This is a genomic window from Pseudomonas extremaustralis, from assembly GCF_900102035.1.
Classification (GTDB): Bacteria; Pseudomonadota; Gammaproteobacteria; order Pseudomonadales; family Pseudomonadaceae; genus Aquipseudomonas; species Aquipseudomonas extremaustralis.
Genome location: NZ_LT629689.1, coordinates 275,152 through 301,941, shown reverse-complemented (window position 1 = coordinate 301,941; position 26,790 = coordinate 275,152). Strand labels below are relative to the sequence as shown.

General features: G+C 61.1%; 27 protein-coding genes. 4 read left to right on the top strand and 23 right to left on the bottom strand.

Features of this window, described 5'->3' with window-relative positions; all coding sequences use genetic code 11:
* Nucleotides 1-172 precede the first annotated feature (172 nt).
* Both BLR63_RS01435 and BLR63_RS01430 read left to right on the top strand, forming a co-directional pair.
* Nucleotides 173-1,066 carry a sensor histidine kinase gene (locus BLR63_RS01435; protein ID WP_010566369.1) on the top strand — a complete coding sequence of 298 codons (894 nt, stop codon included), beginning with the start codon at nucleotides 173-175 and terminating at the stop codon, nucleotides 1,064-1,066.
* The gene (locus BLR63_RS01430) at nucleotides 1,063-1,722 is read left to right on the top strand and encodes a response regulator transcription factor (protein WP_010566368.1); all 660 of its coding nucleotides are present in this window, start codon (nucleotides 1,063-1,065) and stop codon (nucleotides 1,720-1,722) included. The genes BLR63_RS01435 and BLR63_RS01430 overlap by 4 nt, the downstream gene beginning before the upstream one ends.
* Here the strand turns inward: BLR63_RS01430 and yegS are convergent.
* A complete protein-coding gene (gene yegS / locus BLR63_RS01425; protein WP_010566367.1) occupies nucleotides 1,681-2,601 on the bottom strand; it encodes a lipid kinase YegS in 921 nt (306 codons plus the stop codon). The two genes, BLR63_RS01430 and yegS, sit on opposite strands and share 42 nt — an antisense overlap.
* Before the next feature lie 495 nt (nucleotides 2,602-3,096).
* Between yegS and BLR63_RS01420 the strand changes: the two genes are divergently transcribed.
* Nucleotides 3,097-6,639, top strand: a complete 3,543-nt coding sequence (locus BLR63_RS01420; RefSeq protein WP_083365915.1) for a toxin VasX — start codon at nucleotides 3,097-3,099, stop codon at nucleotides 6,637-6,639.
* Nucleotides 6,632-7,789 (top strand): hypothetical protein, encoded by a 1,158-nt coding sequence (locus BLR63_RS01415; protein WP_050901320.1) that lies wholly within the window; start codon nucleotides 6,632-6,634, stop codon nucleotides 7,787-7,789. The genes BLR63_RS01420 and BLR63_RS01415 overlap by 8 nt, the downstream gene beginning before the upstream one ends.
* A gap of 54 nt (nucleotides 7,790-7,843) precedes the next feature.
* Here BLR63_RS01415 and BLR63_RS01410 read toward each other — a convergent pair whose 3' ends face one another.
* From BLR63_RS01410 to fliN, 22 genes are all read right to left on the bottom strand, one after another.
* Nucleotides 7,844-8,236 (bottom strand): DUF2802 domain-containing protein, encoded by a 393-nt coding sequence (locus tag BLR63_RS01410; protein WP_010564004.1) that lies wholly within the window; start codon nucleotides 8,234-8,236, stop codon nucleotides 7,844-7,846.
* Nucleotides 8,237-8,719 (bottom strand): chemotaxis protein CheW, encoded by a 483-nt coding sequence (locus BLR63_RS01405; protein ID WP_010564003.1) that lies wholly within the window; start codon nucleotides 8,717-8,719, stop codon nucleotides 8,237-8,239.
* Nucleotides 8,720-8,799: 80 nt separating this feature from the next.
* Nucleotides 8,800-9,606, bottom strand: a complete 807-nt coding sequence (locus tag BLR63_RS01400; protein ID WP_010564002.1) for a CheW domain-containing protein — start codon at nucleotides 9,604-9,606, stop codon at nucleotides 8,800-8,802.
* Nucleotides 9,606-10,391 carry a ParA family protein gene (locus BLR63_RS01395; RefSeq protein ID WP_010564001.1) on the bottom strand — a complete coding sequence of 262 codons (786 nt, stop codon included), beginning with the start codon at nucleotides 10,389-10,391 and terminating at the stop codon, nucleotides 9,606-9,608. The genes BLR63_RS01400 and BLR63_RS01395 overlap by 1 nt, the downstream gene beginning before the upstream one ends.
* A 51-nt stretch (nucleotides 10,392-10,442) precedes the next feature.
* On the bottom strand, nucleotides 10,443-11,330 hold the full coding sequence (gene motD, locus BLR63_RS01390) for a flagellar motor protein MotD (protein ID WP_010564000.1): 888 nt from the start codon (nucleotides 11,328-11,330) through the stop codon (nucleotides 10,443-10,445).
* A gap of 142 nt (nucleotides 11,331-11,472) precedes the next feature.
* Entirely contained in the window at nucleotides 11,473-12,213 is a 741-nt protein-coding gene (locus tag BLR63_RS01385) for a flagellar motor protein (protein ID WP_010563999.1), read from the bottom strand.
* Entirely contained in the window at nucleotides 12,213-13,340 is a 1,128-nt protein-coding gene (locus BLR63_RS01380; RefSeq protein WP_010563998.1) for a protein-glutamate methylesterase/protein-glutamine glutaminase, read from the bottom strand. Before BLR63_RS01380 ends, BLR63_RS01385 begins: the two co-directional genes overlap by 1 nt.
* 48 nt (nucleotides 13,341-13,388) lie before the next feature.
* Nucleotides 13,389-15,632 (bottom strand): chemotaxis protein CheA, encoded by a 2,244-nt coding sequence (locus BLR63_RS01375; protein WP_010563997.1) that lies wholly within the window; start codon nucleotides 15,630-15,632, stop codon nucleotides 13,389-13,391.
* Between the two features lie 11 nt (nucleotides 15,633-15,643).
* Nucleotides 15,644-16,432: a protein phosphatase CheZ gene (locus tag BLR63_RS01370; RefSeq protein WP_010563996.1), complete on the bottom strand. Its 789-nt coding sequence runs from the start codon at nucleotides 16,430-16,432 to the stop codon at nucleotides 15,644-15,646.
* Between the two features lie 18 nt (nucleotides 16,433-16,450).
* Nucleotides 16,451-16,825, bottom strand: a complete 375-nt coding sequence (locus tag BLR63_RS01365) for a chemotaxis response regulator CheY (RefSeq protein WP_160385018.1) — start codon at nucleotides 16,823-16,825, stop codon at nucleotides 16,451-16,453.
* 171 nt (nucleotides 16,826-16,996) lie between these two features.
* Nucleotides 16,997-17,737, bottom strand: a complete 741-nt coding sequence (gene fliA / locus BLR63_RS01360; RefSeq protein ID WP_010563995.1) for an RNA polymerase sigma factor FliA — start codon at nucleotides 17,735-17,737, stop codon at nucleotides 16,997-16,999.
* On the bottom strand, nucleotides 17,734-18,567 hold the full coding sequence (gene fleN / locus BLR63_RS01355) for a flagellar synthesis regulator FleN (RefSeq protein WP_003192912.1): 834 nt from the start codon (nucleotides 18,565-18,567) through the stop codon (nucleotides 17,734-17,736). Before fleN ends, fliA begins: the two co-directional genes overlap by 4 nt.
* A gap of 106 nt (nucleotides 18,568-18,673) precedes the next feature.
* The gene (gene flhF / locus BLR63_RS01350; protein WP_010563994.1) at nucleotides 18,674-19,990 is read right to left on the bottom strand and encodes a flagellar biosynthesis protein FlhF; all 1,317 of its coding nucleotides are present in this window, start codon (nucleotides 19,988-19,990) and stop codon (nucleotides 18,674-18,676) included.
* Nucleotides 19,991-20,002: 12 nt separating this feature from the next.
* Nucleotides 20,003-22,132, bottom strand: coding sequence for a flagellar biosynthesis protein FlhA (gene flhA / locus BLR63_RS01345; RefSeq protein ID WP_010563993.1), 2,130 nt, complete (start codon nucleotides 22,130-22,132; stop codon nucleotides 20,003-20,005).
* 171 nt (nucleotides 22,133-22,303) lie between these two features.
* Nucleotides 22,304-22,507 (bottom strand): cold-shock protein, encoded by a 204-nt coding sequence (locus tag BLR63_RS01340; RefSeq protein WP_010563992.1) that lies wholly within the window; start codon nucleotides 22,505-22,507, stop codon nucleotides 22,304-22,306.
* 44 nt (nucleotides 22,508-22,551) lie between these two features.
* The gene (locus BLR63_RS01335) at nucleotides 22,552-22,752 is read right to left on the bottom strand and encodes a cold-shock protein (RefSeq protein WP_010563991.1); all 201 of its coding nucleotides are present in this window, start codon (nucleotides 22,750-22,752) and stop codon (nucleotides 22,552-22,554) included.
* A 172-nt stretch (nucleotides 22,753-22,924) separates the two neighbouring features.
* Entirely contained in the window at nucleotides 22,925-24,061 is a 1,137-nt protein-coding gene (flhB, locus tag BLR63_RS01330) for a flagellar biosynthesis protein FlhB (protein ID WP_010563990.1), read from the bottom strand.
* A gap of 3 nt (nucleotides 24,062-24,064) precedes the next feature.
* Nucleotides 24,065-24,850, bottom strand: a complete 786-nt coding sequence (fliR, locus tag BLR63_RS01325; protein WP_042946575.1) for a flagellar biosynthetic protein FliR — start codon at nucleotides 24,848-24,850, stop codon at nucleotides 24,065-24,067.
* 4 nt (nucleotides 24,851-24,854) lie between these two features.
* On the bottom strand, nucleotides 24,855-25,124 hold the full coding sequence (fliQ, locus tag BLR63_RS01320; RefSeq protein ID WP_010563988.1) for a flagellar biosynthesis protein FliQ: 270 nt from the start codon (nucleotides 25,122-25,124) through the stop codon (nucleotides 24,855-24,857).
* Nucleotides 25,125-25,128: 4 nt separating this feature from the next.
* Nucleotides 25,129-25,872: a flagellar type III secretion system pore protein FliP gene (gene fliP, locus BLR63_RS01315; protein ID WP_010563987.1), complete on the bottom strand. Its 744-nt coding sequence runs from the start codon at nucleotides 25,870-25,872 to the stop codon at nucleotides 25,129-25,131.
* Entirely contained in the window at nucleotides 25,872-26,309 is a 438-nt protein-coding gene (gene fliO / locus BLR63_RS01310; RefSeq protein ID WP_010563986.1) for a flagellar biosynthetic protein FliO, read from the bottom strand. The genes fliP and fliO overlap by 1 nt, the downstream gene beginning before the upstream one ends.
* 1 nt (nucleotide 26,310) lies before the next feature.
* The gene (gene fliN / locus BLR63_RS01305; RefSeq protein WP_010563985.1) at nucleotides 26,311-26,778 is read right to left on the bottom strand and encodes a flagellar motor switch protein FliN; all 468 of its coding nucleotides are present in this window, start codon (nucleotides 26,776-26,778) and stop codon (nucleotides 26,311-26,313) included.
* Nucleotides 26,779-26,790 lie beyond the last annotated feature (12 nt).

The following is a 26,790-nucleotide window of genomic DNA, read 5'->3' as shown; positions in this document are numbered from 1 at the left end:
GCAATGCAAAGTGCCAGGCGACCAACGGTTACAGGGGTGGTACTATGTGCCCCGCCCGAAGTAACTCAACTTCATCATGTTTAAAAACGATTTGGCCACGCACTTCACACAAAGCCCCGTCAGCCGCCATGACCGGTCTTCCCGCAGCGAACCCTCATTGGCTCCATCCGCTATGTACGCCAAGCTCAAGTCACTCCTCGCCAGGTTCGTGTCCAGCAGCCATGCACGCCGCTTGATGCTCGCCCTGTGCCTGGTCTCGTTGCTGCTCAGCCTGTTCGCCTATGCCGGCACAAAACCTGTGCCCCTGGCGGTGCTGCTGCTCAACCTGGCGATACTGGCGCTGGTTGGCCTGCAACAGTGGGGCTCACGCAAATCCATCAAGTTCCAACCCCAGGAACTGGCTGAGCGTCTGCTGCAAGTACAGGAAAACGAACGCCACCGCCTCAGCCGTGAGCTGCATGACGATATCGGCCAATTGCTGACCGCCGCCAAGCTGCAAAGCGAATGGCTCAAGCGCCGCCTGCCGCAAGACCTGCAAGGCCAATGCACGGTGTTGTGCAGCACGCTCGATGAAACCCTGGCCAAAGTGCGCGACGTCTCCGCCATCCTCAACCCTCGCCAATTGGCCAGCCTGGGGCTGGAAGCCAGTCTGCGCGCGCACTTGATCAAGACCCTGGAAAACACACCGATTCACTGGAGCCTGGAATGCCAGCAACGGCTGACCGGAATCCCCGAAGAAATGGCCGTGGCAGCCTTTCGCATCACCCAGGAAGCGGTGACCAACATGCTTCGCCACGCCCAGGCACACAATTTGCTTATACGCCTGCAACGCCTGCCCGAAGGACTGTCGCTGAGTATCAGCGATGACGGCCAGGGTTTTTCGCCTGCCATCGACCCCGGCCTGGAAGGTCAACGGGGCATGGCCGGCATGTTCGAGCGGATTGATCAACTGGGGGGCACCTTGTCCGTCAGCAGCCAGCCAGGCAAAGGGACACGGATCGAAGCGCTTTTCCCCTGGGCGCCCCGCGCCCTCGAACGGGCCAGTTCCCCTAAGGTTTTCGAGTGACCTGCAAATTACTTCTGGTGGATGACCATGCACTGATTCGAGCCGGTGTCCGTGCACTGGTCCAGGACATCCCCGGCTACACGGTGATCGGCGAAGCCAGCGATGGCGCGCAGTTGCTGGAGCAGTTTTGCGCCCTGCAACCCGATATCGTGCTGCTGGACCTGTCGATGAAGCACACTGGCGGCCTGGATGCATTGCAACAACTGCGTCGCGCCTACCCCAAGAGCAAGGTGCTGATCCTGTCGATGCACACCGACCCGGAACTGATCATGTGCGCGCTAGAGTCCGGCGCCCATGGCTACCTGCTCAAGGACACCACCGCCAATGAGCTGGAGCACGCGCTGCTGGCGTTGCGCAACAACGAACGCTACCTGAGCCCGGCGATCGCCCACACCGTGATCAACCAGGCGCTGGTGCGCGGCCAGAGCCCCACCACCCCGGCCGGCCACAGTCATAACCTCACAGCCCGCCAGCTCGAGATCCTGCGCCTGATCGTACGCGGCAAGTCCACTCGGGAAATCGCCCACGGGCTGGGCCTGAGCATCAAGACCGTGGAAGCGCACCGCTCGCAGATCATGAAGCGCCTGCAAATTTTCGACGTGGCAGGCCTGGTGTTATTCGCCGTGCGCGAGCAGATCATCAGCCTGGACGACTAGGGGCGAATTCACCGGCAGGTGCACGCGCAAGGCCTTGGGCAAGGCTTTGAAGTGCAGGTCGTCGCCCTCCAGCGGCTCGCCATCCAGGTTGATATACAGGCCCTGCGCGACCTTGATGTCGACCCAGGGCAGGCGGGCTCGCACGAACATGGCGTCCAGCCCCCAGCCATTGTTCATCAGCTCACGCAACGTACCGACCACCTCCTGGGGTGCCGGCAGGATGCTGACATCCAGCAGGCCGTCATCGGCCAATGCCTCCGGGCACAGCACATGCCCGCCGCCGGCCTGGCGCCCGTTGCCGATCCCCAGCGCGAGCAACTCGCCCTTCCAATGGAAATCCGGCCCTTCCAATTCGCCATAGGCGGCCTTCAATTCGCTGAAACGCGTCAAGCCGGTAAATAGATAGGCGGCTCCGCCCAGGACCTTCTTCAGCTCTTCGGAAGTGTTAGCGGTGACCTGGCTGCCGAAACCGCCAGTGGCCATGTTGAGGAAGATTTGCCCCCCCACCTGACCGAGGTCGATCGCCTTGGGCGGCACGTCCAGCAACGCCAGGGCCTGCGCCGGGTCCAGCGGCACACCGGCGGCCTTGGCAAAGTCGTTGGCGGTGCCCAGTGGCATCAGCACCAGGCTGGCGTCGGTCTTGGCCAGCGCCATCGCCTCGGCCACATCGCGCAACGTGCCGTCACCGCCGCCGGCAATGAGGTGCGTGTACCCGTCGTCCAGCGCCTCGTGTACCAGCCGCTGAGCATCACCGCCCTCCCACGTCACCCGCACCGCCAGTTCCCAGCCCAGGGCACGCCGGGCCTGCACGGCCGAGCGTACGTCCTCGTTGAGGGTTTGCTTGCCATGGAGGATCAACAGTGCCTTGGGGGTGGTCATCGGGGGGAATCTCCTGGGTTCAAAGGTGCTTGAAGGATGTTGACCTTTGGGGAGGAGAAAAAAGCCATGAGCTTGGAAATTATTTGAGGACGGGTTCGAACTTGCCCGTAAAGCTCGTTAACGATGACGTGGAAAACAGCAATCAGCGGGGTGCAACGCCTGCCCCGCGCCATACGCGCACATGGCAAAAAGTTGCACAGTAAAAAGCTGAAAATCCACCCCTAAATCCTCTACAACCCTTGAATAACAAGGGCTTCAGCCAAGTGCGCAAGAAGTTGCACAGCACTGTGCAACTTCTTGCGCACTTTTTCCCCTTTTTCCGTCCAAAAAAGCTGCCCTGCCGACCTATTCGCCGCTAACCAACTGTTCTATATGGCAATTTTTTAGTTGGCATGCCGTTTGATTCCAAGTCCCCTCCCCCACGGCGCATTTCGCCCTCTGGACACCTTCATTTTTCAAGCAAGAACGGGCCGAAAGCCTGCAAAGGAACCCGGTATGAAAAAGAACCCTAACCACGTCAATGCAAGCCGTGATGACGCGAAAAACTCCATGGCCACCTGCCCGCTGATGAAAAGCACGATGCAGTTGGTGCCCCTGTGCTACGGATTGGTCGATGACCCCGCCCTGGACCCTTCGGCCGAGATCCCTGTTCCCTACACACTCGCCACCCGCCCGCTCGGCATTCGTCTGATGCGCGATGGCTGGCTCTATGTGATCGACGCGAAAAAGCGCGAACTCTCGGAATACCGCGTCCTCGATGGCGTGGTCACCGCGATGCTCTGGCAAGGCACGGACGTCCACAGTGATCACCGCGAAACGCCCATCAACAAGCCGGTGTTGATCTATCCCGCACGCGCTGAGCTGCATGTCTGCCACTCCGAAATACAGTGGACCGCGAAAAAGTGCCGCCAGGTCCTCTACAGCCCATCCGAACGCGACTACTTCATGCAGGCCGTCGATCTGGGCCAGGCCAATTGTGAAACCGGCGGCCCCGGTTTATTGACGCCCGACCAGGCCGAACGTTGGTTGGCCGAGGTCGCTTGCAGCGGCGATGACGACAGCGATCCCGACCCTGAACGCACCCCCTATTTGTGGGAAACATTTGTACGGTTTCATGATGTACCGATGCGGCACCTGAGTGATTGCGTCGAGGCAGAGTACCGCTATGACGTCATGTATTTGCCGGTGAGGGATGATATTGGCGTGCTTCGCGACCTCGCCAACTACCAGGATAAGGTCGTCGGGTGGATCGATGCGTGGGCCAACGGCGGATCGCAAGCACGCGGCAACGAGCGTGACTACCTGCTGGCCTGCTATATCGAATCGCTGACCCAATTGACCCAGGCGGATATCGGCGGATTGGCCGATGCCAGTAACCACCCGGCCATCAAGCGCATGCTCGCCGACCTGGAGGCCATGCCGGCGCCGCAGCAAGGTACGACGCGCCAGGCTCTGGTCGATTACCTCAACAGAGGCGGATTGCCTACACCGCCGAAGGGCAGTCCCGTGCCGCCAGAACTGACGCGCTTGCACAAGGAGGTCCTGGAAGACGCGCTGCACATGGTCCGTTACCAGGGGGACTCCGTAAACTACGCCGCCGCGACTCACGACATCGAAGACACGGATCGGCGCTATTACACCCGTGAACACTTCAAGACGTCGCCCCAGGACTTCGTCGAGGAACATTTCGAGGCCCTGATCAAGCTTGGTAAAGAGCAAGACCGCCGCATCAGGGATGTCCTCAATGGCGCGAAGATGGGCCAGCGCGGCATCAATGACCTGATCGACCGTGAGGCGATGGACAACGCGCTGTTCGCTCACCGCCAATCCCTCCAGCGTTGGAACACCCTGCTCGAGCACATCACGGCGGATCGCACGGCGCTGTTTTGCGCCGGTTTTTTCCATAAAAGCGCGTGGTACTACGACCCCGAGGATGCCAGACAGATCGGCCAATGTTTTACCACCGAATACGCCTGCCTGAAGGACATTTGCCGAAGCGATGACGCCTGCGAGCAGGTGCTCCAGTACCTGGAGCAAGCCCCGCACTTCAGTCGCCCGCAGTTTTACACGCGGCCCTACAGCGAACATACGACGGCCCGGGCTCAGTATGCGTTCGTGCCGGCGGCGGGCATGACGCTGTTCAACAACATGCCCGAACTGCTGAAAAAACTTCAGGACCTCGAGAACAACCGTTTGCCGACCCTCGACAGGCTGCCGGACGACACCCGCGCGGTTGCCGAGGCTGCCCAGCAGACCATGACCCCGGCGCTCAATCGCGGCATGGAAAAAGCCCTGGCGGACTTTGATCAGGTGTTCAAGGGCCAGGCGATGCCGACGCTGGACCAGCTCTTCAGTCGCTTACCCAAGGCCTTGCTGATGCGCATTCTGGACGCGGCGAAGCACGAGGGCGTGACCTTTACCTTTGCATCGGCGGACGAGAAGGACTCACTCCGGCGCGAACTCCGGGACTGGTTCAGAGAACAGGAGTACCTGCAAAGGCTCAAGCGCGAACGGGTCTGGACAAAACAGACGGCGGGTCACAAATCGCCCAGAGCGCGAGAACTTCAGGTTGAAATCGCGAACACCCGCTATCGACTGGGCATCGCCGAAGCGCGCCTGGCCAACGCACTCAGCCCGATTGGCGACTTGCCGGACAACCACGTCCAGTTTTTCGGGGCCACGCCCGCGCGGGCGGGCATCACGGTAGTTTTTCCGCCGGCGGGCCGGCAGGAAATAGCGGAGTTGATGAGGAACTTTCGCGAGGGGGTGAAGGCGGCGCCACTACCGAATCGGTTGGGGGATGGGGCGGCGTTGTTGGTGTTTGTGGTGCAGGCGTTGAATCTTTGGCAAGTGGTGATAGAGAGTTCAGTGACAAGTAATACCCCACCGACTTTGCGACCTCTTTTTAGTGCTTTGATGACGACGGGCGCCGCCGGTTTTGCTGCGGCGCAAGGTGTGTTCGATACGGCACTGACCGCTCGCATCTCAGTGTTGGCCAAAGGGCTGCAGAATCACGCTATCGACTATGTCTACGTGCAGATGGGCAAGTTGCACATCGGTCTAGGACTGATGACTTATGCATTCGGGGTGTTCGCGACCAATTCCAGTCTCAATAGTTATCAAGCCAGTTGGGAGCAAACCGTCCGTAGCGGCAATGGCGAGGCTCAGGCCGGGGCAATCATGTCAATGGCCGGTTCAGGCGGTTTGCTGGCAAGCAATCTGTATGGCCTGAGCAGTACAGTCACTGCAGGCGTTACCGTACTTATGGCCGAACAAGGAGCCGCCAGAACCGCCGCATGGGCCGCCGCCGGTGTGCGGCTCTCAAGCGTTTTTTTCCGTGCGAACCTGGTCGGCGCGCTGTTTACGGCGTTGGAGCTGGGCGGTAACTATCTCTACAACCACTACAACACCAGTGCCCATGACCAATGGCTACAAAGCACGCCGTGGGGACGGGATGCGAGCAAACGCAAATCCTCGAGCCTGGCTGACTACCAGAACGCCTTGATCGCGATCATGCAGGCACCCTCCGTGCAGGTCGGCCCTGTCGAACACGACACCTGGTGGAAAGACCTGCTGCTGGAAGCCAAGGTCGGCGATATGCATTTGCTGTTGCCCGGGCTGGATATCGGCGCATTTACGCCGCCGATGGGCGGCAGGCCCAGCCATCAGTTAAGCATCGCTGCATACCGCATCAGCACGATTCGCGTGGAAAGGGGGATGCCCCACGAACGCTGGGAAATACTCAGTGAGGCCGTCGAGGCCAGGCTACGTCGCGTCGATGGCCATCAGATGATTCTCTGCATCGGCTACCCCGTGCCCGATGAACTGATACCAAACAGGTCCCGCGAAGAGCTGATGCTGGTGGTGGTCATTCAAAGCCCCGACACCAACGGGCAGCCGCATCAGCGAACGTACTCCATCCGCTTTGAGCCCAGGGGCAGTGGCAGCTTCCCGCCGGCTGATCAAGTCGCCCCCCTTCCCCACGCGCCGCTGTTGCAGATAGAGCCCCTGATGCTGGAGTTGATTTCGCATGACTAAACCCATCGATACCCCCTCGACCGATCCGGCGGCAATGAAGGTATACCGAGCTGGAGACATCGAATCGTTTGCTTCTGGCTACACGACCTACCTGGCACCGCTACCGCTGCCGACAGAGGTATCACCACACAGCCCTTACGTGAGCGATCTCAATGACACGTACTTGGACTTTGGCGGCGGTAAGCCCCAAGTATTTTCATGGCAGATGACATTGGGGGGGCCTTTTACCGCTGCGGTCTTAGCGCTTTTGGGTGGCCCGGTTGTCGGCGCGCTTATGTTTGCAACCCTCGGTCATGGTTGGGATTATCTGTGGAATGCGATGCAAGGCATCTTTCTAGCGGGTTATGAAATTGTCTTCTGGTCATCTTTGTGCAACCTAGGCGTCTGCCTCGCAGCATGGCTCAAAGCCCACAGCCTATACACAGAAGTCATCCCCACCCGCTTCAACCGCCAACGTCGCGAAGTCTGCTTCATGCCCAGGGGTGCGACAGCTCCTCTGTTCGTCCCCTGGGAGTCCCTCTGCGCCTGGGTCGTCCAGGCGCAAGGCGGTTCACAGTATGGTGTGACTCGCCAGTACGGCATGGGCATGGGTTTTTATCACGAAGGGGAACTGGTGCGCGTTGAGTTCATGTGCGCCGGGATGCCACTGGCGATTGCCCACTGGGAAGCCGTGCGCGCCTACATGGAGTACGAAGTCCACGACCTCAAAAGCATCCAGGACCCGATGGACCTGCAAGGCCCAAACGATCCGCCCCATGAGGGCATGCACACCTTCCGCAACGCCCGCGCGCGCCTGCACCGGCGGATTCGCGAGAAGGAGGTCGGCTGGGTGCATGGGTTTTTCTGGTACATCTACCACGTCATGACCTTCTGGACCTTGCCCAACCGCCTCGTCGAATGGGAGGTGAAACGCATCGCCAAGGTCGGCCGCAAAAAATTGCCGGAGGTCATGCAAGCCTGGTCGGAGTCGATTCCTGAGGAGCAGTGGGCCAAGCCCAGCGAGGAGTTGATTCGATTGGGACAGCGCGTCAAAGAACTCAGGCAACGCAGGCCGCAGCGCGCGATCACCGACATTTTTGCCGAGGTTTACCGACGCGAACATGAACCGATGGGTGGCTCTGAACGCAAGTTCAAGCGGTGGCGCACTTAGGTTCTTTGCGAATACCCTCGCGCCTAACGAGGGCTGCTGTGAGGCAGCCCACGATCAACTCTTGTGCAACTTACTCATCAGTTGAGCCTCAGCCTGGGTCAACCCGCACGACTGGGTCAGCTCATCCACCGTCGCGCCCATGCCCACCAGTTTCGCCGCCTGGGCGAAGGACAGGCTGGAGGGATCACGCTGCTCCAGCTGCGTCAGCTTGTCCGGCAGCGGCGCGAGGATCGCGCGCAGTTCATGCACCTCATCCCCGACCTTTACCGCGCTTTGCTGGAAATGGTCGACCCGCTTGACCAACTCCAGGATGCGCCGGTCGCGCAACGCGTCCTGCTCGGCCTGTCGCAACACCAATTCGCGCTGCTGGCGCACATGGCGCAGCAGCAATGCCAGCGTCCCGGCCCATAACAGGGCCAGGACAATCACTGCGGCCTCAAGGAACAATCAGATGCTCTCCAGTTCCGACCATTCTTCTTCGCTCATCATCTTGTCCAGTTCAACCAGAATCAGCAGCTCGCCGTTCTTGTTGCACACGCCCTGGATGAACTTGGCCGACTCTTCGTTACCCACGTTCGGAGCGGTCTCCACTTCCGATTGGCGCAGGTAAACCACTTCCGCCACGCTGTCGACCATGATCCCGACCACTTGCTTGTCAGCTTCGATGATGACGATTCGCGTGTTGTCGTTGACCTCGGTCGGCACCAGGCCGAAACGCTGGCGGGTGTCGATCACCGTCACCACGTTGCCGCGCAGGTTGATGATGCCCAGCACGTAGCTCGGCGCGCCCGGCACCGGAGCGATTTCGGTGTAGCGCAGCACTTCCTGCACGCGCATTACGTTGATGCCATAGGACTCGTTGTCCAGTTTGAAGGTAACCCATTGCAGGATCGGATCATCCAAACCTTGTGCGGACGCTGACTTATTCATACACCTGACCCCTTCAAATGCCGTTGGACACGGCGTGCGTGCTTCTATGGCCGCACAACCGTGCGACCCTTGTTGTTCAATCAATTTCGGGTGTTGACCGGCATCGTCTTGACGGCACCGCTGGCGATCAACTCAGCCAGTTCGGCGACGTCGAGCAACGCGCACATATGTTCGATTACGGTGCCCGCCAGCCATGGCCGTTGGCCCCGATGGCTGCGCCACTTGATTTCATTCGGGTCCAGGCGCAGTGAGCGGCTGACCTGATGCACCGCCAGCCCCCATTCATAGCCCTGCACCGAAATCACGTACTGCAACCCTTGGCGGAAATCATCGCGGTAGCGGTCAGGCATGACCCAACGCGCGGTATCCAGCACCTTGAGGTTACCGGCCTGGCTGGGCAGGATGCCGAGGAACCATTCCGGTTGCCCGAACAACGGCGTCAGCTCCTGGCCTTCCAGCGAGTAGATCGAGCCCAGGCACACCAGCGGCACCGCCAGGGTCAAGCCGGCGACGTCGAACAGCAAGCATTCGAACGGCTCGGCAGCCCAGGCCGGGCGACCATCGCTGGTCACCGGCGGCGGCGTGATGCTTGGCGGCAGGTGCACGTCCACCACCGGCTCGACCACGACGGGAGCGACCACCACGGGTGCCACCACGGCCGGCGTCACCGGGGCTGCTACGGGTGCAACGAGAAGCTTTGCATCGCGGGCCTGTTCCTCCAGGACCGCCAACTGGAACTCGTCCAGCGTGCTTTCTGGCTCCAGGACCGGCTCCAATACGAGTACCGGTTGTTCTTCCTCGGTCGCATCCTGCAGCAAGGCATCCAGGTAGGATTCCAGTGCCAGTTGCGGCCGGGTCTTGACCTTCAGGTCGACGGGACGATTCATCACGCCACCTGCGCCAACTGTTGGGACAGCAGGTGCTTGAGCAACGCGCGATAGGCCAGCACACCGCGGCTTTTGCCGTCGAACTGCGACGGGGTGAGCCCCGCGCGACTGGCATCGCGCAGGCGCGTATCCACCGGAATGTAGCCATTCCAGATCGTGTCCGGGTAGGCATCGCGCAGCACGCGCAACGTCCCCAGCGACGCCTGGGTACGGCGGTCGAACAAGGTCGGCACGATGCTGTAGGGCAGCGCCTGTTTGCGCGAGCGATTGATCATCGCCAGGGTGCTGACCATGCGTTCCAGGCCCTTGACCGCCAGGTGCTCGGTCTGCACCGGAATCACCAGTTGCTGGCTGGCCGCCAAGGCGTTGACCATCAGCACACCGAGCAACGGCGGGCTGTCGATGATCGCGTAATCGAAGTCCTGCCACAGTTGCGCCAGGGTCTTGGCGATCACCAGGCCCAGGCCGCTCTGCCCCGGCGACTGGCGCTCAAGGGTGGCGAGGGCGGTGCTGGACGGCAGCAGGGAAATGCTTTCGTTGCTGGTGGGCAGCAGCAATTGTCCGGGCAGATCGCTCGGCACGCTGCCCTTGTGCAGGAACAGGTCGTAGCTGCTGTGCTCCAGCGTGTCCGGGTCGTAGCCGAAATAGCTGGTCATCGAGCCATGGGGGTCCAGGTCGACCACGACCACGCGCTTGCCCGCCTCGGCCAGCAAGCCGGCTAAGGCGATGGAGGTGGTGGTCTTGCCGACTCCACCTTTTTGATTGGCAACTGCCCAGACTCTCATTCGGTTGGTTCCTCCCGGCAGGCATTGGCGCGACCGAGACATTGCATGGGGTTATTGAGCCGGCGACGGAGAATTGACGGCACTCTGACGCACCGGCGGCTTTGCAGGGGCCGGTGCAGTTTGTGTGCCAGCCCGCATCAAGGCCGCGTCCGGTGTTGCATTGGCGGTGCCGGTACCGGTCAGGCTGCGGCGTACATCCAGGTTGCGCGACACCACCAGCACCACCCGACGATTGCGCGCACGACCTTCCGCCGTGGCGTTATTGGCTACCGGCTGGAACTCGCCATACCCCACCGACGCCAGGCGCCCAGGGTTCACACCCTGCATCGCGAGCATGCGCACGATGCTCGCCGCCCGCGCCGATGACAGCTCCCAGTTGGTCGGGTACTGCGCGGTGCTGATCGGGACGTTGTCGGTAAAGCCTTCCACGTGGATCGGGTTCTCGAACGGTTTGAGAATCGCCGCCACCTTGTCGATGATGGTGAACGCCTGGTCGCTGGGCATCGCATCGGCGCTGGCGAACAGCAGGCTGGAGTTGAGTTCGATCTCCACCCACAACTCATTGCCGCGCACGGTCATCTGGTTGGAGCTGATCAGGTCGCCAAACGCGGCGCTGATGTCGTCGGCAATGCTTTTCAGCGGATCGCTGGTGCCGCCCACGCCGGCGGCGGTTTCGTCGCTGTCGTTGATCAACGGCTTGGCCGGGGTCACGGTCCTGGGCCGTTCTTCACCGATGGGGATCGGCTTGAGGGAGCGGTCGGCATCGTTGAACACGCCGATCAGCGCCTGGGAAATGACTTTGTACTTGCCTTCGTTGATCGACGAGATGGAATACATCACCACGAAAAACGCGAACAGCAAGGTGATGAAGTCCGCGTAGGACACCAGCCAGCGTTCGTGGTTGACATGTTCTTCAGGCTCGCGACGGCGACGGCTCACAACCAATTACCTCCGCAAAACGAATCACCTGTAGGAGCGAGCTTGCTCGCGAAAAATCCGAGAGCAACGCGTTCATCCAGACTGCCCGCGTCATCGTTGACGATTTTCGCGAGCAAGCTCGCTCCTACACGGTTCATGTACATCAGTCCATGAAGCCCTGGAGCTTCAATTCGATGGAGCGCGGGTTCTCACCCTCGGCAATCGACAGAATGCCTTCGAGCAGCATCTCGCGATAACGCGACTGACGCAGCGCGACCGACTTGAGCTTGCTGGCCACCGGCAACAACACCAGGTTGGCACTGGCCACACCGTAGATAGTAGCCACGAACGCCACGGCAATGCCGCTGCCCAACTGCGAAGGATCGGCCAGATTGCCCATCACGTGGATCAGGCCCATCACCGCACCGATGATGCCGATGGTCGGCGCGTAGCCGCCCATGCTTTCAAAGACTTTGGCGGCGTTGATGTCGCGGCTTTCCTGGGTGTAGAAATCCACTTCCAGGATGCTGCGGATCGCTTCCGGCTCGGCGCCGTCCACCAGCAATTGCAGGCCTTTGCGCGCGTAGTCGTCGGGCTCGGCATCGGCCACGCCTTCCAGGCCCAGCAGGCCTTCCTTGCGCGCCGTGAGGCTCCAATTGACCACACGATCGATGCCGCCAGCCAGGTCGACACGTGGCGGGAAAATGATCCAGATCAGAATCTGCATGGCGCGCTTGAACGAACTCAGGGGCGACTGCAGCAACGCCGCCCCTACCGTGCCGCCAATCACGATCAGCGCCGCCGGACCATTGGCCAAGGCGCCGAGGTGGCCGCCTTCGAGGTAATTGCCGCCGATGATCGCGACAAACGCCATGGTGATGCCGATCAGACTCAGTACATCCATCAGAGGCAGGCCTCCACCAGATGCTTGCCGATGTCGTCCAGGCTGTAGACGGCGTCGGCCAGGTCAGCCTTGACGATGGCCATGGGCATGCCATAGATCACACAGCTGGCTTCGTCCTGCGCCCAGATCGAACTGCCACCCTGCTTGAGCAGGCGCGCGCCTTCACGACCGTCGGCGCCCATGCCGGTGAGTACCACCGCCAGAACTTTGTCGCCGTAGGACTTGGCCGCCGAACCGAAGGTGATATCCACGCACGGCTTGTAGTTCAGGCGCTCATCGCCAGGCAGGATTTTGATCGCGCCACGGCCGTCGACCATCATCTGCTTGCCGCCGGGGGCCAGCAGTGCCAGGCCAGGGCGCAGGATGTCGCCATCCTCGGCTTCCTTGACGCTGATGCGGCACAGCTTGTCCAGGCGTTCGGCAAAGGCCTTGGTGAATGCGGCGGGCATATGTTGGATCAGCACGATCGGCGCCGGGAAGTTGGCCGGCAATTGCGTCAACACGCGCTGCAAGGCGACCGGGCCGCCAGTGGAAGTACCGATGGCGACCAGCTTGTAGGCCTTGCGCTTGGGCGCAGGCGAATGGGCAGCGGCCGGAGCGGGGGCGGAGGTACGCACCGGCGGCGCCGCAGGCCGGGCGACCGGTGCAGGTGCCTGGCGGCCGAACGAAGAGGCGGCAGGTGCAGCGGGCGCGGTAACAGGCGCCGGGGCGCTGAACAGGCTGCGACGGTTACTGCGGGAAATGCTGTGGACTTTCTCGCACAGCATTTGCTTGACCTTCTCGGGGTTGCGCGAGATGTCTTCGAAATTCTTCGGCAGGAAATCCACCGCGCCGGCGTCCAGCGCATCGAGGGTCACTCGGGCGCCTTCGTGGGTCAGCGAGGAGAACATCAACACCGGAGTCGGGCAGCGCTGCATGATGTGGCGGACTGCGGTGATGCCATCCATCATCGGCATCTCGTAGTCCATGGTGATCACGTCCGGCTTCAACGCAATGGCTTGATCAATCGCCTCTTTGCCGTTGGTGGCCGTGCCGACCACCTGGATCGTTGGATCGGCGGAAAGAATTTCCGAGACGCGGCGGCGGAAGAAACCTGAATCGTCCACCACCAGGACCTTGACTGCCATAAACACTCCGTTAGACGGGGCAGGCATTACCGCCCTGCCCCACCAAAATCAAATACGCCGAGCGGCGTAACGCTTGAGCATGCTCGGAACATCGAGAATCAGTGCGATCCGACCGTCGCCGGTAATGGTCGCACCCGACATGCCCGGGGTTCCCTGCAGCATTTTGCCCAAAGGCTTGATGACCACCTCTTCCTGACCCACCAGTTGATCGACCACAAAGCCGATACGCTGGGTGCCCACGGAGAGAATCACCACATGACCTTCGCGCTGCTCTTCATAGGCAGCCGAGGCGACCAGCCAGCGCTTGAGGTAGAACAGGGGCAACGCCTTGTCGCGCACGATCACCACTTCCTGGCCGTCCACCACGTTGGTGCGCGACAGATCGAGGTGGAAGATCTCGTTGACGTTGACCAACGGGAAGGCGAAAGCCTGATTGCCCAGCATCACCATCAGGGTCGGCATGATCGCCAGGGTCAACGGCACCTTGATGACGATCTTCGAGCCCAGGCCCTTGGTCGAGTAGATATTGATCGAACCGTTGAGCTGGCTGATCTTGGTCTTCACCACGTCCATGCCCACGCCACGGCCCGACACGTCGGAAATCTCGGTCTTGGTCGAGAAGCCCGGGGCGAAGATCAGGTTGTAGCACTCGGTGTCGGTCAGGCGATCGGCGGCGTCCTTGTCCATCACGCCACGCTTGACCGCGATACCGCGCAGGATCGCCGGGTCCATGCCCTTGCCGTCATCGCTGATCGACAGCAGGATGTGGTCGCCTTCCTGTTCCGCCGCCAGAATCACTTTGCCGTTACGGGACTTGCCCGCAGCTTCACGTTCTTCCGGGGTTTCGACGCCATGGTCGACGGCGTTGCGCACCAAGTGGACCAGCGGGTCGGCCAGGGCCTCGACAAGGTTTTTGTCGAGGTCGGTTTCTTCACCCACCAGCTCCAGGTTGATCTCTTTCTTGAGCTGGCGTGCCAGGTCGCGAACCAGGCGCGGGAAACGGCCGAAGACTTTCTTGATCGGCTGCATCCGGGTTTTCATCACTGCGGTCTGCAGGTCGGCGGTGACCACGTCGAGGTTCGACACGGCCTTTTGCATGGTTTCATCGCCGCTGCTCAGGCCCAGGCGCACCAGGCGGTTACGCACCAGTACCAGTTCGCCGACCATGTTCATGATGTCGTCCAGGCGCGCGGTGTCGACCCGCACGGTGGTTTCGGCTTCGCTGGCCGGTTTGTCGGCAGCGGCCGGCGCGGCGGCACGCGCCGGAGCAGCGGCGGCAGCAGGTGCCGGCGCGGCTTTGGCGGCGGGAGCTGCCGCAGCTGCTTTGGCGGCGGCAGGCGCTGCGGCCTTGGCGGCCACCGGTGCCGCTGTGGCCGCACTCGCAGGCACCTCGGTGAACTTGCCCTTGCCGTGTAATTCATCCAGCAGGGATTCGAACTCGTGGTCGGTGATCAACCCATCGGCGCCGGGCTTTTCAGCAGTGGCGGCGGTGGTGGCGGCAGCCGTGGCGGCGACCTCCGGCAAGGCATCGGCCGCAAAGGTCCCTTTGCCATGCAGTTGGTCCAGCAGCGACTCGAATTCGTCGTCGGTGATGTCGGTGCTGGCGGTGGCTGCCGGCGCTGGCGGCGCAGCCGTTGGCGCAACGGCGTCGGCGGCGAACTGGCCTTTGCCGTGCAACTGATCGAGCAGGGATTCGAATTCTGCGTCGGTAATATCTTCGCTGGTCGGCGCGGCGGGCGTGGTGTCCGCTGCAGGCGTAACGTCCGCTTGCGGCGCTTCGGCTTCGGCCTTGACCGCATTGAGGGAGTCGAGCAGTTGCTCGAACTCGCTGTCGGTGACATCCGCCTCGGCTTCGACCACAGGCTCCGGCACGGCTTCAACCACCGGCGCCGCCGAAGTGTCGGCAGGCTCCGCCAGACGCGCCAGGGCGGCCAGCAGTTCCGGCGTGGCGGGGGTGATCGGGGCACGTTCGCGCACTTCGCTGAACATGCCGTTGACCGCATCCAGTGCTTCGAGAATCACGTCCATCAATTCCGAGTCAACGTGACGCTCACCCTTGCGCAGGATGTCGAACACGTTCTCGGCGATGTGGCAACACTCCACCAGCTCATGGAGCTGGAGGAAGCCGGCGCCCCCTTTTACAGTGTGAAAACCGCGAAAAATTGCATTGAGCAGGTTCGCATCATCCGGTCGGCTTTCCAGCTCGACCAGTTGCTCGGACAGTTGCTCTAAAATTTCGCCGGCCTCTACAAGGAAATCCTGAAGGATTTCTTCATCGGCGCCGAAGCTCATGGGTGTGCTCCTTAGAAGCCTAAACTGGATAACAGGTCATCTACGTCATCCTGACCTGACATAACGTCTTCACGTTTATCGGCATGAATCTGCGGACCTTCACCCTTGGCGAGATGTTTTTGTGGATCTTTTTCCGAGAGGATCGCTTCGCGGTCATGTTCGATGCCGGCGAAACGATCGACTTGGCCTGCCATAAGCACCAATTTGAGCAAGTTGCTTTCCACTTCGGTGACCAATTGGGTCACGCGCTTGATCACCTGACCGGTGAGGTCCTGGTAGTCCTGGGCCAGCAGAATGTCGTTGAGGTTGCTGGATACCGTGTGATTGTCCTGCTCGCTGCGCGACAGAAACCCCTCGACCCGGCGCGCCAGCTCGCGAAACTCTTCGGCACCGACTTCCCGACGCATGAAACGGCCCCAGTCGTGGCTGAGGGCCTGGGCTTCGGTGGCCATGCCGTTGACCAGAGGCGTGGCGTTCTCCACCAGATCCATGGTGCGATTGGCCGCCGCCTCAGTCAGCCTGACCACATAGGACAGGCGTTCGGTGGCATCGGTGATTTGCGAGATTTCTTCGGCCTGGGGCATGTGCGGGTCAATCTGGAAATTGACGATCGCGCTGTGCAGCTCGCGTGTGAGCTTGCCCACTTCCTGGTACAGGCCTCGGTCACGGGTCTGATTGAGCTCATGGATTAACTGCACCGCGTCGCCGAAATGACCTTTTTCAAGGCTGTCGACCAACTGGTGAGCATGCTTTTTCAGGGTCGACTCAAAATCGCCCTGTGACTTTTCTTTATGCTCCATAGCTCCCCCGCGATGGCATTAGCCGTGGATGCGTTCGAAGATTTTTTCAATCTTCTCTTTCAAGGCTTGTGCAGTGAAAGGCTTGACCACGTAACCGTTGACCCCGGCCTGAGCGGCTTCGATGATCTGCTCACGCTTGGCCTCGGCGGTCACCATCAACACCGGAAGGCTGCGCAGCTTTTCATCGGCGCGCACGTGACGCAGCAAGTCGATACCGGTCATGCCAGGCATGTTCCAATCCGTCACCAGAAAGTCGATGCTGCCGCTATTGAGGATCGGAATCGCCGTAAGGCCATCATCCGCCTCGACCGTGTTGGTGAACCCAAGGTCACGCAACAGGTTTTTTATGATCCGCCGCATCGTTGAGAAGTCATCAACGATGAGGATTTTCATGTTCTTGTCCAATTCGACCTCCAAGCAGTCTTAAACGCGCCCAGCACCTGGACGCGCCACTTCTAATCAACAGGCATTACACAAAAAGGACTGCAAGACGCACCACGGGTCGACCCCGCGAAGACCAATCGCCCTCGCGGCTTCTTTCTGCAGTGCCCCCCACACTGCCTGTCAGCGCGCTCGCCACTCTCCCAAACGCCCCCGCAAGCGGGCTGCGCACTGGCTATGCAACTGGCTGACCCGCGATTCGCTGACCCCCAGGACCTCACCGATTTCCTTGAGGTTCAGCTCTTCGTCGTAGTACAGCGCCAACACCAGCCGTTCACGCTCCGGCAAATTGGCAATCGCGTCCGCCAACGCGCCCTGGAACCGTTCGTCTTCCAGGTCCCGCGAAGGCTCCATATGAGCACTCGCGCCGTCCTCGTGCAGCCCTTCGTGTTCGCCGTCCTGCAACAGGTCGTCGAAACTGAACAGGCGGCTGCCCAAGGTGTCGTTCAAAATCCCGTAATAATCGTCGAGACTCAATTGGAGTTCGGCCGCAACCTCGTGATCTTTAGCGTCGCGACCGGTTTTTGCTTCAATTGCGCGAATTGCGTCGCTGACCATGCGCGTATTGCGATGCACCGAACGTGGCGCCCAGTCACCCTTACGCACTTCGTCGAGCATCGCGCCGCGGATACGGATACCCGCATACGTCTCGAAACTCGCGCCCTTGCTCGCGTCATATTTGGTCGACACTTCGAGCAGGCCGATCATGCCGGCCTGGATCAAATCCTCGACCTGGACGCTGGCGGGCAGGCGTGCCAGCAAGTGGTAGGCGATGCGCTTGACCAGGGGCGCGTAGCGCTCGATCAAATCACCTTGGCTATCACGTGCCGATTTCTTGTAAAGGTTATAGCCGCTGGCTGTCATAGCACCGGTCCTGCGCTCGTCTGATGCACCAATCGCTCGACGAAAAACTCCAGATGCCCCCGTGGGTTGGCGGGCAACGGCCAGGTATCGACCTTCTGGGCAATAGCCTTGAACGCCAATGCGCATTTGGAACGAGGGAATGCTTCGTAGACTGCACGCTGCTTTTGCACAGCCTTGCGCACACACTCGTCGTAGGGAACTGCGCCGACGTATTGTAAGGCGACATCGAGAAAACGATCCGTGACCTTGGTCAACTTGGCGAACAGGTTGCGTCCTTCCTGCGGGCTCTGGGCCATGTTGGCCAGCACGCGAAAGCGATTCATGCCGTAGTCACGGTTAAGCAGTTTGATCAGGGCGTAGGCGTCGGTGATCGAGGTGGGTTCGTCGCAGACCACCAGCAGTACTTCCTGCGCGGCGCGCACGAAGCTGACCACGGACTCGCCGATCCCGGCGGCGGTGTCGATCACCAGCACGTCGAGGTTGTCGCCGATATCGCTGAACGCCTGGATCAGGCCGGCATGCTGTGCCGGGCTCAAGTGCACCATGCTCTGGGTACCGGAAGCGGCCGGCACAATGCGGATGCCGCCAGGGCCCTGCAGCAGCACATCACGCAGCTCACAGCGTCCCTCGATCACATCGGCAAGGGTATGTTTGGGCGTCAACCCCAGCAGAACGTCGACGTTCGCCAGCCCCAGGTCAGCATCCAGCAGCATGACGCGACGGCCAAGCTCTGCCAGGGCCAGGGACAAATTCACTGACACGTTAGTTTTCCCGACGCCACCTTTGCCGCCGGTCACCGCGATCACCTGTACGGGATGCATGCTGCCCATTTTATTTCTTTACCTTGTCTTGCTTAGACGCAGGCTACATGGCTTGGCCGCGTGAATCGCTTGCAGACCATCGATGTAGATACATTTCATGGTGTTCATCCTGACCTCAACCCACCCGCTTCGCCGGGGTGTGGTAGAGGTCGGCGAACATATCGGCCATCGCTTCCTCGCTAGGCTCTTCTTGCATTTGCACGCTGACCGCACGGCTGACCAACTGATGACGGCGCGGCAGATGCAGATCATCTGGAATCCGCGGCCCGTCGGTCAGGTAGGCGACCGGCAATTCATGGCTGATCGCCAGGCTCAGCACTTCGCCCAGGCTCGCGGTTTCATCGAGCTTGGTGAGGATGCATCCGGCCAGGCCGCAGCGCTTGTAGCTATGGTACGCAGCAGTAAGCACTTGTTTTTGACTGGTAGTTGCGAGCACCAGGTAGTTCTTTGACTTGATACCGCGCCCGGCCAGGCTTTCCAGCTGCATGCGCAACGCCGGGTCGCTGGCTTGCAGGCCAGCGGTGTCGATCAGCACCACGCGCTTGCGCAGCAAGGGGTCGAGGGCGTTGGCCAGGGACTGGCCCGGGTCGACGTGAGTCACCGACACATTGAGGATGCGACCCAGGGTCTTGAGCTGCTCCTGGGCACCGATGCGGTAACTGTCCATGCTCACCAGCGCGATGTTCTGCGCGCCGTACTTGAGCACGTAACGGGCCGCCAGCTTGGCCAGGGTGGTGGTCTTGCCCATGCCGGCAGGACCGACCATGGCAATGACACCGCCCTCTTCCAGAGGTTCGATTTCCGGGGTCACGATCATCCGCGCCAGATGGGCCAGCAACATGCGCCAGGCCTGGCGGGGTTCTTCGATTTCCGTGGTCAACGCCAGCAGATCGCGGGACAACGGGCCGGACAGGCCGATGCGTTGCAGGCGACGCCAGAGGTTGGCCTGTTGCGGCTTGCTGCCTTGCAGCTGGGTCCAGGCCAGCGAGCCCAGTTGCACTTCCAGCAGCTCGCGCAGGCCGTTGAGTTCAAAGCGCATCGAGTCGAACACACGCTGGTCGATGGCTTGTGCCTGGGCCGGCGCGGCAGGACGTGGCGGTTCAACGAACGTCGGCTCGACCAGCGGCTCGGCGGCCGTCAGCGGCAGGCCGGCGAACAGTTGGCGATTGGTCGTGGCATCGCTGTCGCCACGCATGCCCAGTTCGGCCTGGGCCGAGACAATGCGCGAAGCGGTCTTGCGCAGCTCGTCTTCAAGCTCCATGTTCGGCACACGCGGCGCCAAGGCCTGGGGGGTGTAATCCAGGGCAGCCGTCAGCTCGACACCGCCGGCAATACGACGGTTACCGATAATCGCGGCGTCGGCGCCCAACTCATCACGAACCAGTTTCATGGCCTGACGCATATCGGCGGCGAAAAAACGCTTCACTTGCATAACCCACTACCCTCAGCCGTTGGGCCCTACTGTCGCGACGATGGTCACTTGCTTGTTGTCAGGAATTTCCTGATAAGCCAAAACGTGCAAATTCGGCACTGCCAGACGTCCAAACCGCGACAACATCGCCCGGACCGGGCCTGCCACCAGCAGAATCACGGGTTGGCCCTGCATTTCCTGGCGCTGTGCGGCGTCGATCAACGAACGCTGCAGTTTTTCAGCCATGCTTGGCTCCAGCAGAACGCCCTCTTCCTGGCCTTGTCCTGCCTTCTGAATACTGTTGAGCAATATTTGTTCCAACCTTGGTTCCAAGGTGATCACAGGCAGCTCGGAGTCAAGCCCCACAATGCTTTGCACGATTGCGCGAGACAACCCGACGCGCACCGCAGCCACCAGAGCGGCGGTATCTTGACTCTTGGCGGCGTTGTTGGCGATCGCCTCGGCAATGCTGCGAATATCGCGCACCGGCACCTGTTCGGCCAGCAGCGCCTGCAACACCTTGAGCAGCTGCGACAGCGACAGCACGCCGGGCACCAGCTCTTCGGCCAGTTTTGGCGAGGCTTTGCCCAGCAACCCCATCAATTGCTGGACTTCTTCGTGGCCAATCAGCTCGTGGGAGTGCTTGTACAGAATCTGGTTGAGGTGAGTCGCGACCACGGTGCTGGCATCCACCACGGTGTAGCCCAGGGACTGGGCCTGGCTGCGCTGACTGACCTCGATCCATACCGCGTCCAGGCCGAAAGCCGGATCTTTGGCGGTAATCCCGTTGAGGCTGCCGAACACCTGCCCTGGGTTGATCGCCAGCTCGCGGTCGGGGTAGATCTCCGCTTCGGCGAGGATCACGCCCATAAGGGTCAGGCGATAGGCGCTGGGGGCCAGGTCGAGGTTGTCGCGGATATGTACGGTGGGCATCAAAAAGCCCAAGTCCTGGGACAGCTTCTTGCGCACGCCCTTGATCCGCGCGAGCAACTGGCCACCCTGGTTGCGGTCCACCAGCGGAATCAGGCGGTAACCGACTTCCAGGCCGATCATGTCGATCGGGGTCACGTCGTCCCAGCCCAACTCCTTGGTTTCCTGGGCGCGGGCCGGCGACGGCAGCAGTTCCTGCTGGCGTGCGATCTCTTGCTGGGCCTGCACCTTGACCGCGTTCTGCTTTCTCCAGAACAGGTAGGCGCCACCGGCAGCCATGGCGGCCATGCTCAAGAACGAGATGTGAGGCATGCCGGGCACGATGCCCATGATCGCCATGATGCCAGCGGCCACGGCCAGCGCCTTGGGCGAGGCGAACATCTGCCGGCTGATCTGCTTGCCCATGTCTTCGGAGCCCGAAGCACGGGTCACCATGATCGCCGCAGCTGTGGATAACAACAGTGATGGCAATTGCGCCACTAAACCGTCACCGATGGTCAGCAAGGCATACACCTTGCCCGCATCGCTGAAGCTCATGCCGTGCTGGAACATACCGACGGCCACACCGCCGATCAGGTTGATAAACAGAATCAACAGGCCGGCGATGGCATCGCCGCGCACGAATTTGCTGGCACCGTCCATGGAACCGTAGAACTCGGCTTCCTGGGCCACTTCTAGACGGCGGGCCTTGGCCTGGTTCTGGTCGATCAGGCCGGCGTTGAGGTCGGCGTCGATGGCCATCTGTTTGCCGGGCATCGCATCGAGGGTAAAGCGCGCGCTCACCTCGGAAATCCGCCCGGCGCCTTTGGTCACCACGACGAAGTTGATGATCATCAGGATCGCGAACACCACGACACCGACCACGTAGTTACCGCCGATCACCACCTCACCGAAGGCCTGGATCACCTTACCGGCGGCGGCGTGACCGTCCTGGCCGTGAAGCATCACCACCCGGGTCGACGCCACGTTCAGCGCCAGGCGCAGCAGCGTGGCAATCAGCAGGATGGTGGGGAAAACCGCGAAATCCAAAGGCCGCAGCGCGTAGACGCACACCAGCAGCACGACGACGGACAGGGCAATGTTGAAGGTGAAGAACACGTCCAGCAGGAACGGCGGCATCGGCAACATCATCATTGCCAGCATCACCAGCAACAACAACGGCACACCCAGATTGCCTCGCGAGAGGTCAGTCAGGGTACTACGGGCCGTGCTGAGCAGTTGAGAACGTTCCACCGATATCCCTCGTGACCTTGAAGCAAACTTTTGACGCCATTGAGCGTCCTGGAGGCAGTATTGCAAGAAGCCTTCCAACTTTTGCTTTCAGCTTCAGATCGTTGGCGCACGGGCCTGCCGGGCGCCAACGCTCATCGGGGATAACAGCCGATGCCACCGGAGGAAACGTTTTTACAGGGGACGGACGTTTTCGGCCTGGGGCCCTTTTTTACCGTCGACAATATCGAATTGGACTTTTTTTCCTTCTTCGAGCGTCTTGAATCCGTCAATCTGGATCGCCGAAAAATGCACGAAGACATCGGCACCGCCGTCATCCTGCGTGATGAAGCCAAAGCCCTTTTCCGCGTTGAACCACTTCACCTTGCCCGTTGCCATGGCCGTTCTCCGTACACGTCAAGTAAATACCTGCACAACTGCCGTCAGATCAGCGTGATATCGCATGCGTAGATGCCATCCGGTCGATGGATCATGCGAAATGCCACTTTCTGCCCTTGCGCCAGCAGACCGCCCCCCGAACCGAGCAGATCTACCGGCACGTCCTCTCCCCCACTGTCCGGCGCAATAAAACCCTTTCCCGTCTGTTGGTCATAGGATTTAACCCGGCCTGTGAATAGCTGCATCAACCCACTCCCTGCATCTTGCGGCGCAGTACGTGAGGCAATAGAACTGCGAGAACGCGACGCTGCCTACTGTCAAAGTTGACAGGTAGACATGGGTTGGCGACGAGTGGTAGGGAGCGGCGACGGTTCAAGCGAGAGAAGCCGGCCTGCACGGCTCGCGGCGAAAATGCAGCTAGGCGTCGCGGCGCAGTTCCGGCGGAATCGGCAGGTCCTTGAGCGGGTCCGGGCGCTTGCCCTTGCCGGCGCGGTATTGGCGAATCTGATAGACATACGCCAACACCTGGGCCACGGCCAGGTAAAGCCCGGCGGGGATCTCCTGATCGAGATCGGTGGAATAGAAGATCGACCGCGCCAGCTCAGGCGATTCCAGCAACAGGATGTCGTGGGCCACGGCGATTTCGCGGATTTTCAAGGCGGTGAAATCACTGCCCTTGGCCAGCAACATCGGCGCACCGCCTTTCTCCGGGTCATACTTGAGCGCCACGGCGTAGTGCGTCGGGTTGGTGATGACCACATCGGCGTCCGGCACCGAAGCCATCATCTTGCGCTGGGACATTTCCCGCTGCAGTTGGCGAATACGTTGCTTGACCTCGGGCCGGCCTTCCTGATCCTTGTGCTCGTCACGCACTTCCTGCTTGGTCATCAGCAGCTTCTTGTGGCTCTCCCACAACTGGATCGGCGCATCCACCGCCGCAATGATGATCAGCCCGGCCGCCATCCATAAGGCACTCCACCCCACCACCTGCACGCTGTGGATGATGGCCGACTCCACCGGCTCATGGGCGATGCGCAACAGGTCGTCGATGTCGGACGACAACACCATCAGCGCCACGAACAAAATCAGGATGAACTTGGCCAGGGCCTTGAGCAGCTCCACCAGGGCTTTGGGCGAAAACATACGCTTGAGCCCGGCAGCGGGGTTCATGCGGCTGAATTTAGGCGCCATGCTGCTGGCGGCGAACAGCCAGCCGCCCAGGGCGACCGGGCCGATCAGCGCGGCCAGGAGCAAGGTGATCAAAATCGGCTGCACCGCCAGGATCGCGATTTTCCCCGAATGCAGCAGGTACTGCCCCATGGCGCCAGGGCTGAGCAGCACCTCACGGGGCAAGCTGAAGTTGAGTTTCATCAACTCCATGAGATCCAGCGCCAAACCGCCGCCATAGATCAACAAGGCGCCGGAACCGGCCATCATCGTGGCAACGGTATTGAGTTCCTTGGAGCGGGCGATCTCGCCCTTTTCCCTGGAGTCCTTTTTACGTTTCTCCGTGGGGTCTTCTGTTTTGTCCTGACCACTCTCGCTCTCGGCCATGGCTCAGCGCGCCCGTGCCAGATCACGTAAGAACTGCAAGGCGTCGATCGCCAGCGGTTGATACTGATTGAGAATGTCGGCCAGGCCGATCCAGAAAATCCCCATGCCCAATACCAGGGTAAGGGGGAAACCAATGGAGAAGATGTTCAACTGGGGCGCCGCGCGCGTCATGACGCCAAAGGCGATGTTAACCACCAGCAAGGCTGTGATCGCCGGCAACACCAGCAGCAACGAGGCACCGAGCACCCAACTGAGGCGCCCCACCAATTCCCAGAAGTGATTGACCACCAGGCCCGAGCCCACCGGCAAGTTGGTGAAACTTTCGGTCAGCACCTCGAACACCACCAGGTGGCCGTTCATCGCCAGGAAGATCAAGGTCACGAGCATGGTCAGGAACTGTCCGATCACCGCCGCCGACACGCCGTTGGTGGGGTCGACCATGGACGCGAAGCCCATGCCCATCTGGATCGAGATGATTTGCCCGGCAATCACAAAGGCCTGGAAGAACAGCTGCAAGGAGAAGCCCAGCAGCGAGCCGATCAGGATTTGTTCGGCGATCAGCATCAAGGCACTGAGGTCCAGGGCGTTGACCGGTGGCATCGGCGGCAAGCCGGGGACAATCACCACCGTGATCGCCACCGCGAAATACAGGCGCACGCGCCGTGGCACCAGCGTAGTACCGAACACCGGCATGCTCATCAGCACCGCCGTCACGCGAAACAGCGGCAGGATGAAGGAAGCCACCCAGGTGCTGATCTGGGTGTCGGTCAATGCCAGCAAAGACTGCATCGGGTCAGCCGATCACATGCGGAATACTGCCGTACAACTGCAGGATGTATTCCATGAAGGTCTGCACCAGCCACGGGCCGGCGACGATCAGCGTGATCAGCATCACCAGCAGGCGCGGCAGGAAGCTCAGGGTCTGTTCGTTGATCTGGGTCGCGGCCTGGAACATCGCCACCAGCAGGCCCACCAACAGACTCGGCACCACCAGCACGGCCACCATCATGGTGGTCAGCCACAGCGCTTCACGAAACAGGTCGACAGCGACTTCTGGCGTCATGGCGCTATACCCCTCCGAAACTGCCGGCCAGGGTGCCGATAATCAGCGCCCAGCCGTCCACGAGGACAAACAGCATGATCTTGAACGGCAACGAGATGATCAGCGGCGACAGCATCATCATCCCCATGGCCATCAATACGCTCGCCACCACCAGGTCGATGATCAGGAACGGGATAAAAATCATGAAACCGATCTGGAACGCGGTCTTCAGTTCCGAAGTGACGAACGCCGGCACCAGGATGGTCAGCGGGGCCTGGTCCGGGCTGGCGATGTCGGTGCGCTTGGACAGGCGCACGAACAGCTCGAGGTCGCTGGAACGGGTCTGCGAGAGCATGAAGTCCTTGATCGGGCCCTGGGCCTTGTCGATCGCGTCCTGGGCGGTCATTTTCTCGGCGAGGTAAGGTTGCAGGGCTTGCTGGTTCACCTTGTCGAACACCGGCGCCATGATGAACAGGGTCAGGAACAGCGCCATGCCGGTCAGGATCTGGTTGGACGGTGTCTGCTGCAGGCCCAGGGCCTGGCGCAGGATCGAGAACACAATGATGATCCGCGTGAAGCTGGTCATCAGCATGACGAACGCCGGGATAAAACTCAGCGCGGTCATGATCAGCAGGATCTGCAGGCTGACCGAATACTCCTGGGCCCCAGCCGCGTTGGTACCCAGCGTAATGGCCGGGATCGTCAACGGGTCGGCGGCAAACGCCATGGGCGCCGCGAGCAACAGCATGAGCGTCAATAAAACGCGCATTACTTCTTATCCTTCTGATCCTTGCCCAGCAACTCCATCAGGCGCTGGGCGAATTCCGGCGTGGCGGCCTGGGTCTGGGCCACGTTCACGGGCGTCTTGAGCACATGCAGCGGGGTGATGCGACCGGGGGTGATGCCCAGCAGGATCTGTTCCTCGCCCACCTGCACCAGCACCAGCCGATCACGCGTGCCCAAAGCGCGGGAGCCGATCACCTCGATGACCTGGCCGTTGCCCGGACCCACGCGCTGCACGCGGCGCATCAGCCAGGCGAGCACGAAGATCAGGCCCACCACCAGCAACAGGCCCAGCACCAGCTGAGTCAATTGCCCGCCAAGACTGCTTCCTACTGGCGCGGCGGCCACGGCCTGCGCCACCGGCTCCGCCGCCAGGGCGTGCAGTGGCAGCGCGACTGACAGACCCACCATCCACCGCTTCATATCAGCGCAACTTCCTGATGCGCTCGCTGGGGCTGATCACGTCCGTGAGGCGGATGCCGAACTTTTCGTTGACCACGACCACTTCGCCATGAGCGATCAGGGTGCCGTTGACCAATACGTCCAGCGGCTCACCGGCCAGGCGGTCCAGCTCGATCACCGAGCCCTGGTTGAGTTGCAGCAGGTTGCGGATGTTGATTTCGGTACTGCCCACTTCCATGGAAATCGACACCGGAATATCGAGGATCACATCCAGGTTCGGGCCATCGAGGCTCGCCGGTTCGTGATTCTTCGGCACACTGCCGAATTCTTCCATCGGCAGGCGACTGCCCACCGGGGCGGTGGCTGCGTCGGCGGCCAACAGCGCGTCGATATCGTCCTGGCCGACATCGCCGGTTTCTTCCAGGGCAGCCGCCCATTCGTCAGCCAGGGCCTGGTCTTCGGCGGAAGTGTTTTCGTGTTCGGTAGCCATTACATGTCCTCG

Bases quoted from the DNA above. Each gene is read 5' to 3' on its own strand.
- BLR63_RS01435 (WP_010566369.1), top strand. From the start codon at position 173: ATGTACGCCAAGCTCAAGTCACTCCTCGCCAGGTTCGTGTCCAGCAGC.
- yegS (WP_010566367.1), bottom strand. From the start codon at position 2,601: ATGACCACCCCCAAGGCACTGTTGATCCTCCATGGCAAGCAAACCCTC.
- BLR63_RS01420 (WP_083365915.1), top strand. From the start codon at position 3,097: ATGAAAAAGAACCCTAACCACGTCAATGCAAGCCGTGATGACGCGAAA.
- BLR63_RS01415 (WP_050901320.1), top strand. From the start codon at position 6,632: ATGACTAAACCCATCGATACCCCCTCGACCGATCCGGCGGCAATGAAG.
- BLR63_RS01405 (WP_010564003.1), bottom strand. From the start codon at position 8,719: ATGAATAAGTCAGCGTCCGCACAAGGTTTGGATGATCCGATCCTGCAA.
- BLR63_RS01400 (WP_010564002.1), bottom strand. From the start codon at position 9,606: ATGAATCGTCCCGTCGACCTGAAGGTCAAGACCCGGCCGCAACTGGCA.
- BLR63_RS01395 (WP_010564001.1), bottom strand. From the start codon at position 10,391: ATGAGAGTCTGGGCAGTTGCCAATCAAAAAGGTGGAGTCGGCAAGACC.
- BLR63_RS01385 (WP_010563999.1), bottom strand. From the start codon at position 12,213: ATGGATGTACTGAGTCTGATCGGCATCACCATGGCGTTTGTCGCGATC.
- BLR63_RS01380 (WP_010563998.1), bottom strand. From the start codon at position 13,340: ATGGCAGTCAAGGTCCTGGTGGTGGACGATTCAGGTTTCTTCCGCCGC.
- BLR63_RS01375 (WP_010563997.1), bottom strand. From the start codon at position 15,632: ATGAGCTTCGGCGCCGATGAAGAAATCCTTCAGGATTTCCTTGTAGAG.
- BLR63_RS01370 (WP_010563996.1), bottom strand. From the start codon at position 16,432: ATGGAGCATAAAGAAAAGTCACAGGGCGATTTTGAGTCGACCCTGAAA.
- BLR63_RS01365 (WP_160385018.1), bottom strand. From the start codon at position 16,825: ATGAAAATCCTCATCGTTGATGACTTCTCAACGATGCGGCGGATCATA.
- fliA (WP_010563995.1), bottom strand. From the start codon at position 17,737: ATGACAGCCAGCGGCTATAACCTTTACAAGAAATCGGCACGTGATAGC.
- fleN (WP_003192912.1), bottom strand. From the start codon at position 18,567: ATGGGCAGCATGCATCCCGTACAGGTGATCGCGGTGACCGGCGGCAAA.
- flhF (WP_010563994.1), bottom strand. From the start codon at position 19,990: ATGCAAGTGAAGCGTTTTTTCGCCGCCGATATGCGTCAGGCCATGAAA.
- BLR63_RS01340 (WP_010563992.1), bottom strand. From the start codon at position 22,507: ATGGCAACGGGCAAGGTGAAGTGGTTCAACGCGGAAAAGGGCTTTGGC.
- BLR63_RS01335 (WP_010563991.1), bottom strand. From the start codon at position 22,752: ATGCAGCTATTCACAGGCCGGGTTAAATCCTATGACCAACAGACGGGA.
- flhB (WP_010563990.1), bottom strand. From the start codon at position 24,061: ATGGCCGAGAGCGAGAGTGGTCAGGACAAAACAGAAGACCCCACGGAG.
- fliR (WP_042946575.1), bottom strand. From the start codon at position 24,850: ATGCAGTCTTTGCTGGCATTGACCGACACCCAGATCAGCACCTGGGTG.
- fliQ (WP_010563988.1), bottom strand. From the start codon at position 25,124: ATGACGCCAGAAGTCGCTGTCGACCTGTTTCGTGAAGCGCTGTGGCTG.
- fliP (WP_010563987.1), bottom strand. From the start codon at position 25,872: ATGCGCGTTTTATTGACGCTCATGCTGTTGCTCGCGGCGCCCATGGCG.
- fliO (WP_010563986.1), bottom strand. From the start codon at position 26,309: ATGAAGCGGTGGATGGTGGGTCTGTCAGTCGCGCTGCCACTGCACGCC.
- fliN (WP_010563985.1), bottom strand. From the start codon at position 26,778: ATGGCTACCGAACACGAAAACACTTCCGCCGAAGACCAGGCCCTGGCT.